General features: G+C 58.6%; 13 protein-coding genes. 2 read left to right on the top strand and 11 right to left on the bottom strand.

Annotated elements, in window-relative coordinates:
- The first annotated feature begins 81 nt into the window (after nt 1-81).
- On the top strand, nt 82-1,032 hold the full coding sequence (locus tag CCOY_RS07040; RefSeq protein ID WP_092102690.1) for a peptidylprolyl isomerase: 951 nt from the start codon (nt 82-84) through the stop codon (nt 1,030-1,032).
- Between the two features lie 91 nt (nt 1,033-1,123).
- Nucleotides 1,124-1,387 (top strand): hypothetical protein, encoded by a 264-nt coding sequence (locus tag CCOY_RS07045; protein ID WP_070570422.1) that lies wholly within the window; start codon nt 1,124-1,126, stop codon nt 1,385-1,387.
- A gap of 60 nt (nt 1,388-1,447) precedes the next feature.
- On the opposite strand, the gene CCOY_RS07050 is transcribed toward CCOY_RS07045, so the two are convergent.
- The 11 genes from CCOY_RS07050 to CCOY_RS07100 form a co-directional block, all read right to left on the bottom strand.
- A complete protein-coding gene (locus CCOY_RS07050) occupies nt 1,448-2,338 on the bottom strand; it encodes a serine hydrolase domain-containing protein (RefSeq protein WP_167594525.1) in 891 nt (296 codons plus the stop codon).
- A 128-nt stretch (nt 2,339-2,466) separates the two neighbouring features.
- Nucleotides 2,467-4,743, bottom strand: coding sequence for a RelA/SpoT family protein (locus CCOY_RS07055; RefSeq protein WP_083279516.1), 2,277 nt, complete (start codon nt 4,741-4,743; stop codon nt 2,467-2,469).
- A 50-nt stretch (nt 4,744-4,793) separates the two neighbouring features.
- Complete coding sequence (locus tag CCOY_RS07060) at nt 4,794-5,372, bottom strand: adenine phosphoribosyltransferase (RefSeq protein WP_092102694.1); 579 nt, start codon at nt 5,370-5,372, stop codon at nt 4,794-4,796.
- 60 nt (nt 5,373-5,432) lie between these two features.
- The gene (locus CCOY_RS07065) at nt 5,433-7,028 is read right to left on the bottom strand and encodes an ABC transporter substrate-binding protein (RefSeq protein WP_244268734.1); all 1,596 of its coding nucleotides are present in this window, start codon (nt 7,026-7,028) and stop codon (nt 5,433-5,435) included.
- A gap of 33 nt (nt 7,029-7,061) precedes the next feature.
- Nucleotides 7,062-8,222, bottom strand: a complete 1,161-nt coding sequence (secF, locus tag CCOY_RS07070) for a protein translocase subunit SecF (protein ID WP_070423075.1) — start codon at nt 8,220-8,222, stop codon at nt 7,062-7,064.
- A 2-nt stretch (nt 8,223-8,224) separates the two neighbouring features.
- Complete coding sequence (secD, locus tag CCOY_RS07075) at nt 8,225-10,168, bottom strand: protein translocase subunit SecD (protein WP_070570428.1); 1,944 nt, start codon at nt 10,166-10,168, stop codon at nt 8,225-8,227.
- A 155-nt stretch (nt 10,169-10,323) separates the two neighbouring features.
- On the bottom strand, nt 10,324-10,614 hold the full coding sequence (locus tag CCOY_RS07080; RefSeq protein WP_070451334.1) for a preprotein translocase subunit YajC: 291 nt from the start codon (nt 10,612-10,614) through the stop codon (nt 10,324-10,326).
- 33 nt (nt 10,615-10,647) lie between these two features.
- On the bottom strand, nt 10,648-11,724 hold the full coding sequence (ruvB, locus tag CCOY_RS07085) for a Holliday junction branch migration DNA helicase RuvB (protein ID WP_070423072.1): 1,077 nt from the start codon (nt 11,722-11,724) through the stop codon (nt 10,648-10,650).
- Between the two features lie 11 nt (nt 11,725-11,735).
- A complete protein-coding gene (gene ruvA / locus CCOY_RS07090) occupies nt 11,736-12,350 on the bottom strand; it encodes a Holliday junction branch migration protein RuvA (RefSeq protein ID WP_070770965.1) in 615 nt (204 codons plus the stop codon).
- Entirely contained in the window at nt 12,347-12,898 is a 552-nt protein-coding gene (gene ruvC, locus CCOY_RS07095; protein ID WP_070451330.1) for a crossover junction endodeoxyribonuclease RuvC, read from the bottom strand. Before ruvC ends, ruvA begins: the two co-directional genes overlap by 4 nt.
- Before the next feature lie 94 nt (nt 12,899-12,992).
- On the bottom strand, nt 12,993-13,745 hold the full coding sequence (locus CCOY_RS07100) for a YebC/PmpR family DNA-binding transcriptional regulator (RefSeq protein WP_070423069.1): 753 nt from the start codon (nt 13,743-13,745) through the stop codon (nt 12,993-12,995).
- Between the last annotated feature and the right edge of the window lie 51 nt (nt 13,746-13,796).

Here is a 13,796-nt window from a genome sequence, read left to right on the forward strand (position 1 = left end):
TTTTGCACCGTTCAATGCGCGCGTGCTTTTCGACGACATCACGCACGCGCTTTCCCCGATACTCGAAGAGGTGCATCGCCAGTGGCTAGCAACGAACAGCGTGGCAAAGAGGCCCTGTCCAATCTGGAACGGGAACTCGATTCCCGCGACCGCAAGGAAAAGTCCCGCCCGTGGTCTGTCGCAGCGCTTTCCGCCGTTGCCATCGCGCTGATTGGTGGCGGCATCTACGTCGCAGCCAACCAGGGCGACGAGGACAATCTAGCAACTGACGATACCTCCGCCGCTTCGGAGACTGACAACGCGGAACAGGAAGAATTCGACGCTTCCACCTTCGCGCCGATTGCTACGAAGCGCGAGAAGGCCTTGCCGGCTACCGTCTCGTGCACCTATGAAAACGAGGACGGCGCCGAGCTGCGCGCTGGCACCCCGCCGACCGAGAACGTGTCCACCGAAGGCACCGTCACCGTCGAGCTCGAGACCAACCAGGGTCCGATCGGCATGACGCTCGATCGCGCAGCTTCCCCGTGCACGGTCAACGCCATCGAGTACCTGACCTCCGAGGGATACTTCAACGACACGGTCTGCCACCGTCTGACCACTGCCGACGGGCTGAAGGTGCTGCAGTGTGGCGACCCGGATGGCACCGGTGCGGGTGGCCCTGGCTTCCAGTTCGCCAATGAGCTTCCCACTGACGAGGCACTCGACGGCATCGACACCGAAGGTCTCGACCTACCAGCCGATATGGATGAGGCAACCAAAAACCAAACCCTGCAGATGATGCTGCAAAACGAGCCTAAGCGCTATGACCGTGGCACGATCGCCATGGCTAACGCCGGCGCGGACACCAACGGCTCCCAGTTCTTCCTAAACTACGGCGACTCGGTCCTGCCGCCGCTGTACACCTACTTCGGCACGATTGACGACGAGGGCCTTGCCACCCTGGACAAGATCGCCGAAAAGGGCGTTGAAGGCGGCGGGACTGGCGGCGCACCGGCCGAGGAAGTGCGTATCACCGCAGCAAGCGTGAAGTAGCACTCACATACATATCGCTATTGCACGCAACCCTCGCAGGCGATAGCATCCTGCAGAGATTCCGTTTCAAACCTTTTCAGTGAGGACCCTCATGAAGACTCGCACCAGCCTTGTTGCAGCCGCTACCGTCACCGCAGTCGCTTTCACCGGTGCAGGTGTGGCTGAGGCTGCGCCGACCGTCGTCGGCGATGACACCACCAACACCACTAACGACAATGGATCTTCGTCCAACGAAGAGGGCTCGTCCATCCGCGACATGAGCCCGTCCGAGATCCAGGATTGGCTCGCAGTTGTCACCGCGATCATCGGCATCCTGAGCCAGGTGGCTACGGTTGCCATGAAGTTCATGCGCTAAAACGCGTCACTGCGAAAAGCGTCTCCGGTTTCTCGCCGGAGACGCTTTTCTGTTTCGTGGTCATTTCTCTCGCGCTGGGTCATGCAGGCCTATGAGTTCAAACGCAATCCATTCAATGTCTGCATACGAATCCGTCGTGACAAACGATGCACGCTGAGTGCTTAAGTCCAGCAGCAGCATCGAGGAGAATCCCCGCGTTGCACCGTTATGCCAGTACAGTTCCGTGCCCTTAATGTTCGCCCACGTAAATCGCGTACTGCGACGCTCAAGGATATGCATGGCGTACTTCGCCATGTCCGAGGTGGTCGAACGCAGGCCGCCGGATGGAGCTGTGCCGTCCATCTCCCAAGCTTGAACAGGTAGACCGAGTGCGGAGACTCCCCTGGGTCTATCCGGTCCGACTGTTCCAGGCAAAGCGACGTAAGTCTCCGTCATCCCCAACGGGTCGAGCACCCACTCTTTGATCAACGTCGGGTAGGTCGTGGTGGAAACCCTGGCCAGTAGAAGCCCGAGCAAGTCGTGGCCGAGGTTAGAGTATTCCTCCACGCCACGCTCTCGCAGTGTCGCTGACAGTGCCTGCTCGATGACATCCTCGGATGTGACTCCTACGTCAGGATTCAAGCCGAGTAGTGCTCGTGCAATGTTTCGCGGTCGTTGCTTGCCGGTTCGTGGCAAGCCCGAGGTGTGGTTCGCCAATTCAGCCAGCGTCACATCTGCTAATGCGTTACCTCGCACACGCTGCCCAAGCACATCTCCGACCGTTGTATCGGTGTCAACCAACCCCTTGGTAATGGCTTGCTCGAGCAGCTCGGCATTGAACGTCTTGGTTATTGAGGCAATCTCGAACTCAGCGTGCTCATCCGCCCCGAGCCCAGCAAAGTTGGCCTTTCCGTCTTCAACAACGCAAGCTGCAACATTACGAAGCGGATACGTATCCGCACTCGCTCGCATTGCCAATGAGGAAAGCAGTCGCACAAGAGACGCATCCCCTGTCAACTTTTGTGCAAGGGTGACCCGTTTGAACCGCATCGCAACCTTCCTATCAACGCAACGTTGAACAGGTCTCGAACGAGCTTAGGTTACGCAGTCACTCTGTAGACGTCGAACACACCTTCAATGTTGCGAATCTGGTTCATGATCGAGCCGAGTTGTTTGATGTCTGACACCTCAATGGTCAGTCGGATCGTCGCCACTCGGTCCTCCCCTGCTTGAGACGACATCGCGAGGATTGGGAGTTTCGCCTCGGAGAGCACCCCGGTGGTCTCGGTAAGCAGACCATTGCGGTCGAGTGCTTCCAGCTGAATCGTCGCGCGTGACGCACTCTTGGTGCCACCGGGGGCGGACCATGACACTTCGACGAGACGCTCTGGCTCGTCGTTAAGTTTGGTCGCGTTCGTGCAGTCAGTCCGGTGCACGGAAACTCCCCCACCACGGGTGACAAACCCGAAGATGGCATCGCCGGGGACGGGTTGGCAGCATTTCGCCAACTTCGCCATCACATCCGGGCTGCCCTCAACCAGGATCGCAGGGCCGTCGCCGGTTGTTTGCGGGCGAACAAGTGCAGAAACAGGGGTACGCGCTGTGAGGGCGTCTACGGCGTCATCGTCGCCGCCGAACATGTCCATGAGCAAGTGCGCGACGTGCGCTGCAGACACTGTTCCCGCGCCGATAGCCGTATACAGCGCATCAACGTCCTGGTAGTGCAAACGCGTTGCTACCTGGCGCATCGACTCGTTGGTAAACAGCCTGTGCAACGGCAGCCCGCCACGCTGCACCTCAGCAGCCAGGGCATCGCGACCCGCGTCGAGCTGCTCCTCGCGACGTTCCTTGGCAAACCACTGTCGAATCTTCGCCTTCGCGCGCGGGGAGACAACAAAGTCCTGCCAATCGCGCGTTGGCCCAGCGTTTTGATCCTTTGAAGTGAAAATCTCTACCCTGTCGCCGGACTTCAGCTCGGTTTCTAGGGTGACCAACTTGCCGTTAACCTTCGCACCAATGCAGCGGTGGCCAACTTCAGTGTGCACGGCGTAGGCGAAATCGACCGGAGTAGAGCCTGCCGGCAAATCCACTACATCGCCCTTCGGAGTGAACGCGAAAATCTGCTGGCTTGTCAGATCGTAACGCAACGAGTCCAAAAACTCATTCGGGTCCGCGGCTTCCTTCTGCCAGTCAAGCAACTGACGCATCCACGCCATCTGGTCGACCTCGGCCTGATCGCCCTTGTGGGAGCCCTTCGTCTCTTTGTAACGCCAGTGGGCAGCCACACCGTATTCGGCGTTGTAGTGCATCTCGTGTGTACGCACCTGCACTTCAAGGGGGCGACCGGTCGTCGTCATCACCGTCGTATGCAGCGACTGGTAGACACCGAAACGCGGGTTGGAAATGTAGTCCTTGAACCTGCCCGGCATCGGCGAATACAGCGAGTGGACCACACCAACAGCGGCGTAGCAGTCATACACCGTATCCACCAGAACACGGATACCGACCAGATCGAAGATCTCCGCGAAGTCGTGACCGCGCACAGCCATCTTCTGATAGATCGACCAGTAGTGCTTCGGACGGCCCATGACCTCAGCCTGGATGCCATTCGTGCTCAGCTCGCGCTGCAGATCGGTAGTGATCTCGCGCAGGGCACGGTCGCGTGACGGAGCGTGATCCGCCACAAGACGCACAATTTCCTCGTACTTCTTCGGCTGCAAAATAGCGAACGCGAGATCTTCTAGCTCCCACTTCACCGTCGCCATACCCAAGCGGTGCGCCAACGGTGCGATGACGTCGAGCGTCTCCTGCGCCTTCTTCGCCTGCTTCTCCGGCGGCAAGAAACGCATTGTGCGCATGTTGTGCAATCGGTCCGCGACCTTAATCACCAGTACGCGAGGATCCTCGGACATAGCAACGATCATTTTGCGGATCGTTTCCGCTTCTGCGGCGGCGCCGAGCGCGACCTTGTCCAGTTTGGTCACGCCATTGACAAGTTTGGCCACTTCAGGGCCAAAATCACGGGTGAGCTCATCAAGTGAGTAGTCGGTGTCCTCTACCGTGTCATGGAGCAGAGCCGCCACCAGCGTGGTGGTATCCATACCAATCTCGGCACAAATCGTTGCGACGGCGAGCGGGTGGGTGATGTAGGGATCACCTGACTTGCGGAACACACCCTCGTGCAACCGCTCTGCCGTTTCGTATGCAAATCCAAGCTGCTCTACGTCAGCCTTCGGGTGATACTTGTGGTGAATCGACAACAGCGGATCGAGCACTGGGTTCGTTCGCGGACGCCCACCTCCCGTAAGAGAGCGGGCCAACCTGGCGGAGACACTGCGCACGGTCGGGCCCGACCGTTTGACTGGTTTATCTGTCATGTCAGGACTCCTCCACTGTCAGCAGGTACTAAGTCTGTGATACTACCCGGCTAGTTTTCTTGTTTCCCCAAAACCACAAGCGGAGCGCCGTCGAGTCGCTCGCGCCCTCCAAGTCCCGGGACTTCCAAGACGACGACGTAGCCGGCAACTCGCCCGCCGGCGCGCTCAATCAAGTCGCGCGCCGCGATCAACGTCCCGCCGGTAGCCAGGACGTCGTCGACAAGCACAATGCTCTTGCCAGAGATATCCACCCCATTCGCGGGGATCTCCAGCGCAGCGGAGCTGTACTCCGTGGTGTACTCCTGGGTAATCACCGGTGGCGGCAACTTGCCCTTCTTGCGAATCGCAAGGATGCCGGTGCCCATCTCGTACGCCACAGCGGAGCCGAGCAAAAACCCTCGGGCATCAAGACCGCCGACGAGATCGGCGCCGAGCTCCTTGCTCGCCTCGGCCATCTCTGCAATGACCACGTTGAGCGCGGCTGGGTCGGCAAGCACCGGAGTCAGGTCCTCGAACAGCACTCCCGGCTCCGGAAAATCCGGAACGCGGCGAATCTTGTCCTGCAGTGCCTCAAGAGCGGAAGCGTAAGGCTGACCGCCATGCGGGCTGATCGACGGGGTGGGCGACATGATTTCGGATCGTCTCCTGGTCAGGTTTATCGGGTTTTTAGGGTCGGGAATTAAGTTTGGTCAGTTGGACCATCTGTCCATGTTCCAGCCAATGCCGGAAAGTCCTGTATACGGCACCACGTTGCGCACTGCATTATCGACGACAAAGGTTCGGGGTTGTGCGGCCAGCGGAATCGATGGCAGCGTCTTCCACAGATGCCCCTCCTGGGCACGCAACGCCCCCAGATCCTGGGCGCGATTGTTGGCCGCTGGGTACTCGCTCATCGGGTCAACGACTCGCAAGATAGCGTCGGCTTCGCCGTCATGCACGGATTCGTTGCGCCACTCGTCGTACTCCACGTGAGGCAGGTCAGCGAGCGTCTTCCCCTCGCCTGTGACGTCGATGATCGTAATTCCTGCTGGCTCGCAGGTGCGGCGCATCGATTCCACCATCGCGGCCCAACGGTCGTCCGGATACACGTAACCGATACGCAACGTGGAACCCCGAAGTGCGGAAGCTTCCTGGATATTCACGTCCAAAAGCGGAGCAGCGATATCTGCCATACGCTGAGCCAACGGATCGGTGTGCTGAATGACATGCAACGGTGCAACTGGCACTTCAACCCCGGCCTTCTCACTTGAAGCGGCGGCAACAGCGCGAGGATCGATGCAACGTGCAAGTGCCTTCCGGTTCTCCGGATCCGCCCAAAAACCAACCTCCGGCAGGGTCAACATCTCGGTGAGCTCACCGATGGCCGTTTTCACATCCAATCGATTGCCTTCTGCGTCCTCGTCGTACCACTGTGGTTGCAACTGCCGCAGGTCGCCGATCTTCATCGCCTTGGATGCTGCCAGCTCCGCAGAATCTACGGAACCAGGCCACACCACCATTGCTGCTGTCTGCGGAGCGTCCCCGTAGTAATGCTCATTAGCGACGAGCCGAACCTGGCCCTTCTCTCCTACCTCCGCAACCTTGAACGGGCCAAACGAGACTTGGAGTTCAGGATCGAACTCTTTGAGGTCAAACCCGTGGCGCCACACCTGCGCGATTGGTTTGAGTCGCTCCAGATCATCCGAGAGTAGATCAGCGACGAGGTCCTCGACAGATCGATTGGTCTTTGCAGCAACAGCATGTGCGGGAAGGACCGTGCCTGGTTCAAAAAGGCCACGCCAGCGTGCACCACGGCCTTCCTTGAAGGTCACAGTGAACTCTTTCGATCCGGGTGTGCATGACAGCGAATCCGTGTCGCCGAACAAAGGCATATTCGAACCGAACGTCGCCGGGTATTGTCCGGCAGCAAACGTCAAAAGATAGTCAGCGCAGGTGACGGGAGTGCCGTCCGAAAACACTGCCGCTTCCGACAAGGTGTAAATCACCTTGCGCTGATCCCCCGGCAGCACCTGGGTTTTTACAAGGTCAGTGTTGGGGATCAACTGTCCGCTTGGACCGGGAACATACACCCCGGGGTACAGGCGACCGGACAACGATTGCGCTAAGTCTGTCGATCCTTCGAGGGATCCAGCGTTTGTGGTGCGCAGATTGCTTGTTACCTGGTAACCGAAAAGTTTCGTGGACTCATCATCGTCGTTGTCTGAAGATGCGCACCCGGAAAGCACCAGCGCCGTTGCGGCCAACACAGCCGCAACCTTGCTGCCAATCACCATTTTCGGTCTCATGAGTCCACGCACCACTAGGTTTTTGCCGCTTTCTTACGCGTTCGGACGCCAGGTGCTTGTCGAAGATGCACCCGTGTCTTCCACAGGTCGAATCGGAGTAGCCACGTGGCGCTTCTTCTCTTCGACCGGTTCCTCTTCAACTTCTTCGACCTGGCCACGGCTACGGAATGCCTCAACCGCAGCATTGTGGTCCTTGTGCTCCTGACGGCGGTTTACCAGGCTGACCAACATCGGGGTGGCCAAGAACAACGAGGAGATCACGCCTTGAATGACGCCAATGAGCTGGATGAGCGCAAGGTCCTTCAAAGTACCCACACCCAGCATCCATACCGCGACAATCATCAGTGCGATGATCGGCAGCGCAGAAATAACCGAGGTGGAAATCGAACGCATTACGGTCTGGTTGACCGCGAGGTTGGCCTCTTCCGCGTAGGTGGATCGTCGAGAATCAAGCACTCCCGACGTGTTCTCCTTGACCTTGTCAAACACAATCACCGTGTCGTAAAGCGAGAACGTCAACACAGTCAGGAAACCAATGATCATCGCTGGGGTGATCTCAAGGGCGAACAATGCGTAAATACCCATGATGAGGATGGCATCAACCAACAGCGCCCCCATTGCAGCCAGCGCCATCGCGCGCTGCAAACGCACCGCGACGTACACGGAAGCTGCCAAAAGGAACACGACCATAGCCAGGAGCATGCGGTTCGTAATCGTGGAACCCCACGACTCCGACACGGTGGAGTCACCGATAGCGTCAGCGCTCGGCTCACCGTTGTGATCCTGTGGGTGGTAGGTATCGAAAATAGCCTGACGCGCGGCATCGATCTGCTCCTGCGAGAGGTGGGCAGAGTTGATCTCCAGCGTGCGGGCGTCTCCAGCGCCAACGATCTGTGTGAGCTCAGGTGTCACACCAGTGGCCTCGACGAAGGTTTCCTCGACCTCGGTCGCGACCAAATCGCCGGCAGGCATCGTCAGTTTGGTGCCGCCCTCGAAGTCGATACCCATGTTGAAGCCACGAATGAACATCGCCAGGATCGCGACCACAATAAGTCCGAGGGTGATGCTGTACCAGGTCTTGCGGTGCCCAACGAAGTCGAGGCCGCCGGAGCCGTCATACAGCGATTCACGGTCGCGACGTGCAAAGCCGCGCTTCGTCGTGGGGGTTTCGGTCGTAGCTACAGTGCTCGACATGATTAGGCCTCCTCATTCGCGGCGGATGCTTCCACGGAAGCTTGTTGCTTGACGACGACGCCGTCGCCCTCCTCAAGATCACCTGCAGCGCGGCGTTCTTCTGCGGTGCGGAATGCGGCACCCATACCGTTGACAGACGGCTTCGACCAGAAATTGCTGCGAGATGCGAGCACGAGAAGCGGCGCAGTGACCAGGAAGGTGACCAACAGGTCGAAGATGGTTGTCAGACCCATGGTGAAGGCGAAGCCCTTGACATCGCCAACTGCCAGGAAGTAGATGATGACCGCACCAATCAGGGTCACCATGTTGCCTGTGATGACCGTCTCCTTGGCCCGTTCCCAACCGGACGCGGTCGCCGAACGGAATGTCTTGCCGTGGCGTACCTGGTCCTTGATGCGCTCATAAATCACGATGAACGAGTCTGCGGTCGTACCGATACCGATGACCAGACCAGCGATGCCCGACAGGTCGAGCGAGTATCCAATCCAGCGACCGAGCAACACGAGCATGCCGTAGACAAGCAAACCTGCTGCTGCCAGGGTGACCAACGAGATGAAGCCGAAGAGGCGGTAGTAGGCGAAAACGAAGATCGCCACCATGGCAAGACCCACCAGCCCCGCATACAGGCCAGCCTTCAAGGAGGCCTGACCGAGTGAAGGGGGAACCGTCATCGCAGTTCCGCCTGGCTCACCGTTTTCACCGGCGAACGACAGCGGCAGCGCGCCGTATCGCAGGTTGTTCGCGAGACCCTCAGCTTCCTCCTGAGTGAACTGACCCGTGATCGAGGTTGCGGAACCGACTGGGGTTGCGCCCTGGATAACTGGAGCGGAGATCACCTGGGAGTCAAGTGTGATTGCGATCTGCTTCTGCAGCATCTCACTGGTGAGTTTCGCCCAGGTAGCGGAACCGTTGACATCACCAGCCTGGCTGAAGGCGAAGCTGATCTCCATCTGTCCCGACTGCGGGTTGTATCCGCCGGTAATCGCGCGGCTGGTATCAATCTGCTCGCCGGTCAGGCGGGGCCCTTCCGGATCTGTTACACCGCTGAGCAGCGGGACCTCGTCAAGCAACATCGCCTGACCGGTCGACGGGTCACAAGCGACTAGCGGAAGATCTTGCTTATCCGAGCCAGCGAGCGGGTCGGTTGCCTGGCCGAAGCAGCGTGCGGACATCAACGTCAACGCAGCGTACTGCTGAGTCGGGTCAGTCGACTGGCGGGTCTTCCGCAGCATTTCGGTTGTTTCCTGGCGGCGCTCAGCGGCCTCAACCGGACCGTTCGGTTCCGGCAGTGGTTCAGCGGAAATCTGTGGGACGTTCTTCGGCTCTGCTGGCGCTTCTTCCTCGCTTGGCGCGACGTCCTTGCCAACCTCTGGGTTGTTTGCATCGCCTGACTCAGCAGCTTTGGCCTGCTCCTCGGCTTGTTTCTCAGCCTGCTCCTTGCGAGCCGCGAACTGTTTCAGCAGTGACTGGCCCTCTTCGGGCGTGAAGATGCCGTACTTTACCCACTCGTTCGCCATATCCAAGATGGCTTTATCTGCTTCAGCTGGGTTTGCAGCCGGAGGGTCAAGCACAGGTCGGAAGAACAGCTGGGAGGTCTGTCCGATGTTACGGATCTCCGAGGTATCGTCACCAGCTGCTTCGATCACGATGGTGTTGCCATCGACGACGACCGATGCGCCCGAGACGCCCATGCCGTTGACACGGTTCTCCAGAATCCGACGAGCATCCTGGAGCTGTTCTGACGTAGGCTCTTCACCCTGCGGCACCAGTGTCACACGAGTACCGCCCTGCAAGTCAATACCTAGCTTCGGGGTAGCACTCTTCGTGCCGGTAAAAAATACAAGGGCGTAGACGCCGATGACGATGAGAGCGAATAGGGCAAGCGCCTTCGCGGGCCACTGCCGCTTCGACTTCGCCTCGCCGGATCGCCGAGTGCGTGTAGACACTGAGCAGACTCCTCTTTGTTCAGGCTCGGGTTTTCCGCCTTACACCGGCGCACACGCCGATCCAGCAGCATCTTTCAAGGTGCGGTGGACACAAACAATCGCGCGAGCCGGTGATGGCACAACGCAAATATGCTACGCCATCAGGCCAGAAAAACTTAGTTGGGTACCTCATTTGTGTCGACAGGTGCCACAGGCTCAATCTTGCGCATCACACCAGCCGTATCCATCGTCACGGCTACACCCGGGGCAAGCTCCACAAGCATGGTCTCGCCATTGTGCTCCACGACCGTGGCGTGGAAGCCTGCAACGTTGACAATCTGATCGCCAGGCTGAATCGACTGACGCAGTTGTTCAATCTGAGCCTGACGCTTCTTCTGGCCACGCATCATGAGGATGGAAGGCAGCAAGAACAAGGCCAGAATGACAATGAGCAAAATTGGTTCCATGAGAAACCATCATTGCACAACACAATCGTGGGCTTAGTAGAGCGGCATCTGCCCAGGCGCTTCGGGAGGTGCCTGCAAACCCAAGTGCTCCCACGCGGCGGCGGTAGCAACCCTCCCCCGGCCTGTTCGCGACATCAGTCCCGCGCGCACCAGATAAGGCTCACAGACCTCTTCGATGGTGCCGGATTCCTCGCCAACCGCGATCGCAAGGGTCCCTACACCTACCGGGCCACCGCCATGTCCCCTGATCAGGGCACCAAGCACAGCACGGTCGAGGCGATCTAGCCCTAGCTCGTCGACATCGAACACTTCGAGCGCACTTCGTGCGGCATCCAGGTTTACCCTGCCGTCGCCATGGACCTCAGCCCAGTCGCGCACTCGACGCAGGAGTCGGTTCGCAATTCGCGGGGTTCCACGTGAACGCGAGGCGATCTCAACCGCAGCGTCAGTATCAATCTGCACCCCAAGGATGTTCGCTGCACGGCTGACAACCTTGGTGAGGTCGTCGACATCGTAAAACTCCATTTGAGCTGTAAACCCAAAGCGGTCACGCAACGGGCCGGTGAGCATACCTGCCCTCGTGGTTGCCCCGACAAGGGTAAACGGAGGAATCTCTAGCGGAATCGATGTCGCGCCCGGGCCCTTGCCAACAATGACGTCGATACGGAAATCCTCCATGGCCATATAGAGCATTTCCTCAGCCGGCCGTGCGATGCGGTGAATCTCATCGATGAAGAGCACATCGCCCTCCATCAAGTTAGACAACATCGCCGCCAAGTCGCCTGCCCGTTCAAGAGCAGGCCCGGAGGTCATGCGCAACGACGTGCCTAATTCCTGTGCGACGATCATTGCCATGGTGGTCTTGCCCAGTCCAGGCGGACCAGACAGCAAGATATGATCCGGCGTCACACCACGATTTCGGGCGCCCGTAAGCACAAGACTGAGTTGTTCTCGTACCTTGGGTTGGCCGATGAATTCCTGAATGGACTTCGGACGCAACGAACGCTCAATATCGTGTTCGTCGGCCTGCACGTTGGCGTCGACAGGCGACGGTGCTTTCGCTGAAAAACCTTCAGGGAGCTGGAACTCGGTCTTTTCCACATCAGACATTGCGCTTTAGCCTACTTCTTGCCTAAATGCGTCAGCGCTTGACGCAACAACGCAGAAGCATCGAGATCCGGCTGGTCTGTTGTCAGCTGATCTACGACCGACTGTGCCGTACGCTCTGGGAATCCGAGTCCGACCAGCGCTTCCACAACCTGTTCCGAGGCGTAAGTGGTGGCTGGCTTTGCTGCTGTACCAGCCCCCACACCGTTTGGTGACTGCGCCGGCAACATCGCTTCAACTTTGTCCTTGAGCTCGAGGATCATGCGCTCGGCCATTTTCTTGCCCACGCCGGGGATCGTTTGAACCTTCTTCGCGTCACCGTTTGCAATATGCGTCGAAAGCTCGCCAGGCTCAAAAACAGACAACGCGGCAATAGCCAGTTTCGGCCCCAAGCCAGTCACGGTCTGCAACTTATGGAACATCTCGCGCGATTCATTGTCGCCAAAGCCATACAAGGTGACGCCGTCGTCTTTGACCACCATCGAGGTCATCACTCGACGCGTTTCACCACGCACAAGACCGCCAAGCGTTTGCGGTGTAGCAAGAAACCTATACCCCACCCCCGAACACTCAATGACCGCATGGTCGAGACCAATAGTGAGCACCTCACCGTTGAGAGAATCAATCATTGCACTGCCGCCTTCGTATTGGGGTGTTGAAGTTGTTGGAGATGTTGCGTTCGAGCGATAAGTGGCGCGCGCCAGCAGTGACAGACTGCAATGGCCAGCGCATCAGCAGCATCTGCTGGTTTCGGCGCCTCACTCAAACCAAGAATGCGCGTGACCATAGTGGTCATTTGCTTCTTGTCCGCACGTCCATTGCCAGATATTGCTTTCTTTACCTCTGAAGGGGTGTACATGTGCACCGGGATGTCACGCTCCGCAGCGGCTAAGACCATGACACCGACAGCGTGCGCTGTGTGCATCACCGTGGAGACGTTGCCACGTTCAAAGATACGTTCCATAGCAACAACATCGGGCTGGTAATCATCCATCCACTCGCCCACCGCCCGAGAGATTCTGAGCAGGCGCTCCGCAAGCTCCGCTGTTGAGGGAGTTCGCACGACGCCAACTGCTACGGGAATGATCTGGCGGCCACGACCTGCCTGCACAACAGACAAGCCACAACGCGTCAGACCGGGATCAATGCCCATCACCCGTAGTCCTTCGAGGTTCACGCAACCACTCCTTCGCTCATGACACATATGTTCTACCACAACGTGCGAAAAAGGCGCGCCTCTCAAAGAGGGCGCGCCGGTTCACGACGAAGTGTTACGCGTCGAGCTGCGCTGCAACCTCGTCCGAGATCGTCATATTGGTGTAGACATTCTGGACGTCGTCGGAATCTTCCAACGCGTCGATCAGGCGCATCATCTTCTGTGCGCCCTCGAGATCCAGATCGACCTGAACGTCGGCACGGAATTCCTGGCCAGCGTCTTCAATCTCGATGCTTTCACCGATCAGGGCCTCACGCACTGCAGGCAGGTCAGTCGGCTTGCAGGTAATTTCGAACTCTTCACCGAGGTCGTTGACTTCCTCAGCGCCGGCGTCGAGCACTGCCATCAGCACGTCATCTTCGGAGAGATCACCCTTCTTGATCGTGACCACACCGGTGCGCTCAAACATGTAACCGACAGAACCGGACTCGCCCAGGTTGCCACCATTCTTGGTCATGGCGGTACGTACCTCGGTTGCGGCACGGTTGCGGTTGTCGGTCAAGCACTCAATCAACACAGCAACACCGTTGTTGCCGTAGCCCTCGTACATGACAGTTTCCCAGTCGGATCCGCCGGCTTCCTCGCCGGAGCCACGCTTGCGAGCGCGCTCGATGTTGTCGTTGGGGACCGAGGCCTTCTTCGCCTTGCGGATCATGTCATCGAGGGTCGGGTTAGCAGCGGGGTCACCGCCGCCTGTGCGGGCGGCGACCTCGATATCCTTGATCATCTTCGCCCAGAGCTTGGAACGCTTTGCATCGTTCGCCGCTTTTTTGTGCTTGGTCGTTGCCCACTTTGAGTGGCCTGCCATCGAGCACCCCTTCATTCCTCTGTTGACGGTTAACAGAGCGCAAGTATACGC

This window comes from Corynebacterium coyleae (genome assembly GCF_030408635.1).
GTDB lineage: Bacteria > Actinomycetota > Actinomycetes > Mycobacteriales > Mycobacteriaceae > Corynebacterium > Corynebacterium coyleae.

What these genes read in the sequence shown, in the direction of transcription:
- CCOY_RS07045 (WP_070570422.1), top strand. Translation starts at nt 1,124, where the DNA reads ATGAAGACTCGCACCAGCCTTGTTGCAGCCGCTACCGTCACCGCAGTC.
- CCOY_RS07050 (WP_167594525.1), bottom strand. Translation starts at nt 2,338, where the DNA reads ATGCGAGCGAGTGCGGATACGTATCCGCTTCGTAATGTTGCAGCTTGC.
- CCOY_RS07055 (WP_083279516.1), bottom strand. Translation starts at nt 4,743, where the DNA reads ATGACAGATAAACCAGTCAAACGGTCGGGCCCGACCGTGCGCAGTGTC.
- CCOY_RS07060 (WP_092102694.1), bottom strand. Translation starts at nt 5,372, where the DNA reads ATGTCGCCCACCCCGTCGATCAGCCCGCATGGCGGTCAGCCTTACGCT.
- CCOY_RS07065 (WP_244268734.1), bottom strand. Translation starts at nt 7,028, where the DNA reads ATGAGACCGAAAATGGTGATTGGCAGCAAGGTTGCGGCTGTGTTGGCC.
- secF (WP_070423075.1), bottom strand. Translation starts at nt 8,222, where the DNA reads ATGTCGAGCACTGTAGCTACGACCGAAACCCCCACGACGAAGCGCGGC.
- CCOY_RS07080 (WP_070451334.1), bottom strand. Translation starts at nt 10,614, where the DNA reads ATGGAACCAATTTTGCTCATTGTCATTCTGGCCTTGTTCTTGCTGCCT.
- ruvB (WP_070423072.1), bottom strand. Translation starts at nt 11,724, where the DNA reads ATGTCTGATGTGGAAAAGACCGAGTTCCAGCTCCCTGAAGGTTTTTCA.
- ruvA (WP_070770965.1), bottom strand. Translation starts at nt 12,350, where the DNA reads ATGATTGATTCTCTCAACGGTGAGGTGCTCACTATTGGTCTCGACCAT.
- CCOY_RS07100 (WP_070423069.1), bottom strand. Translation starts at nt 13,745, where the DNA reads ATGGCAGGCCACTCAAAGTGGGCAACGACCAAGCACAAAAAAGCGGCG.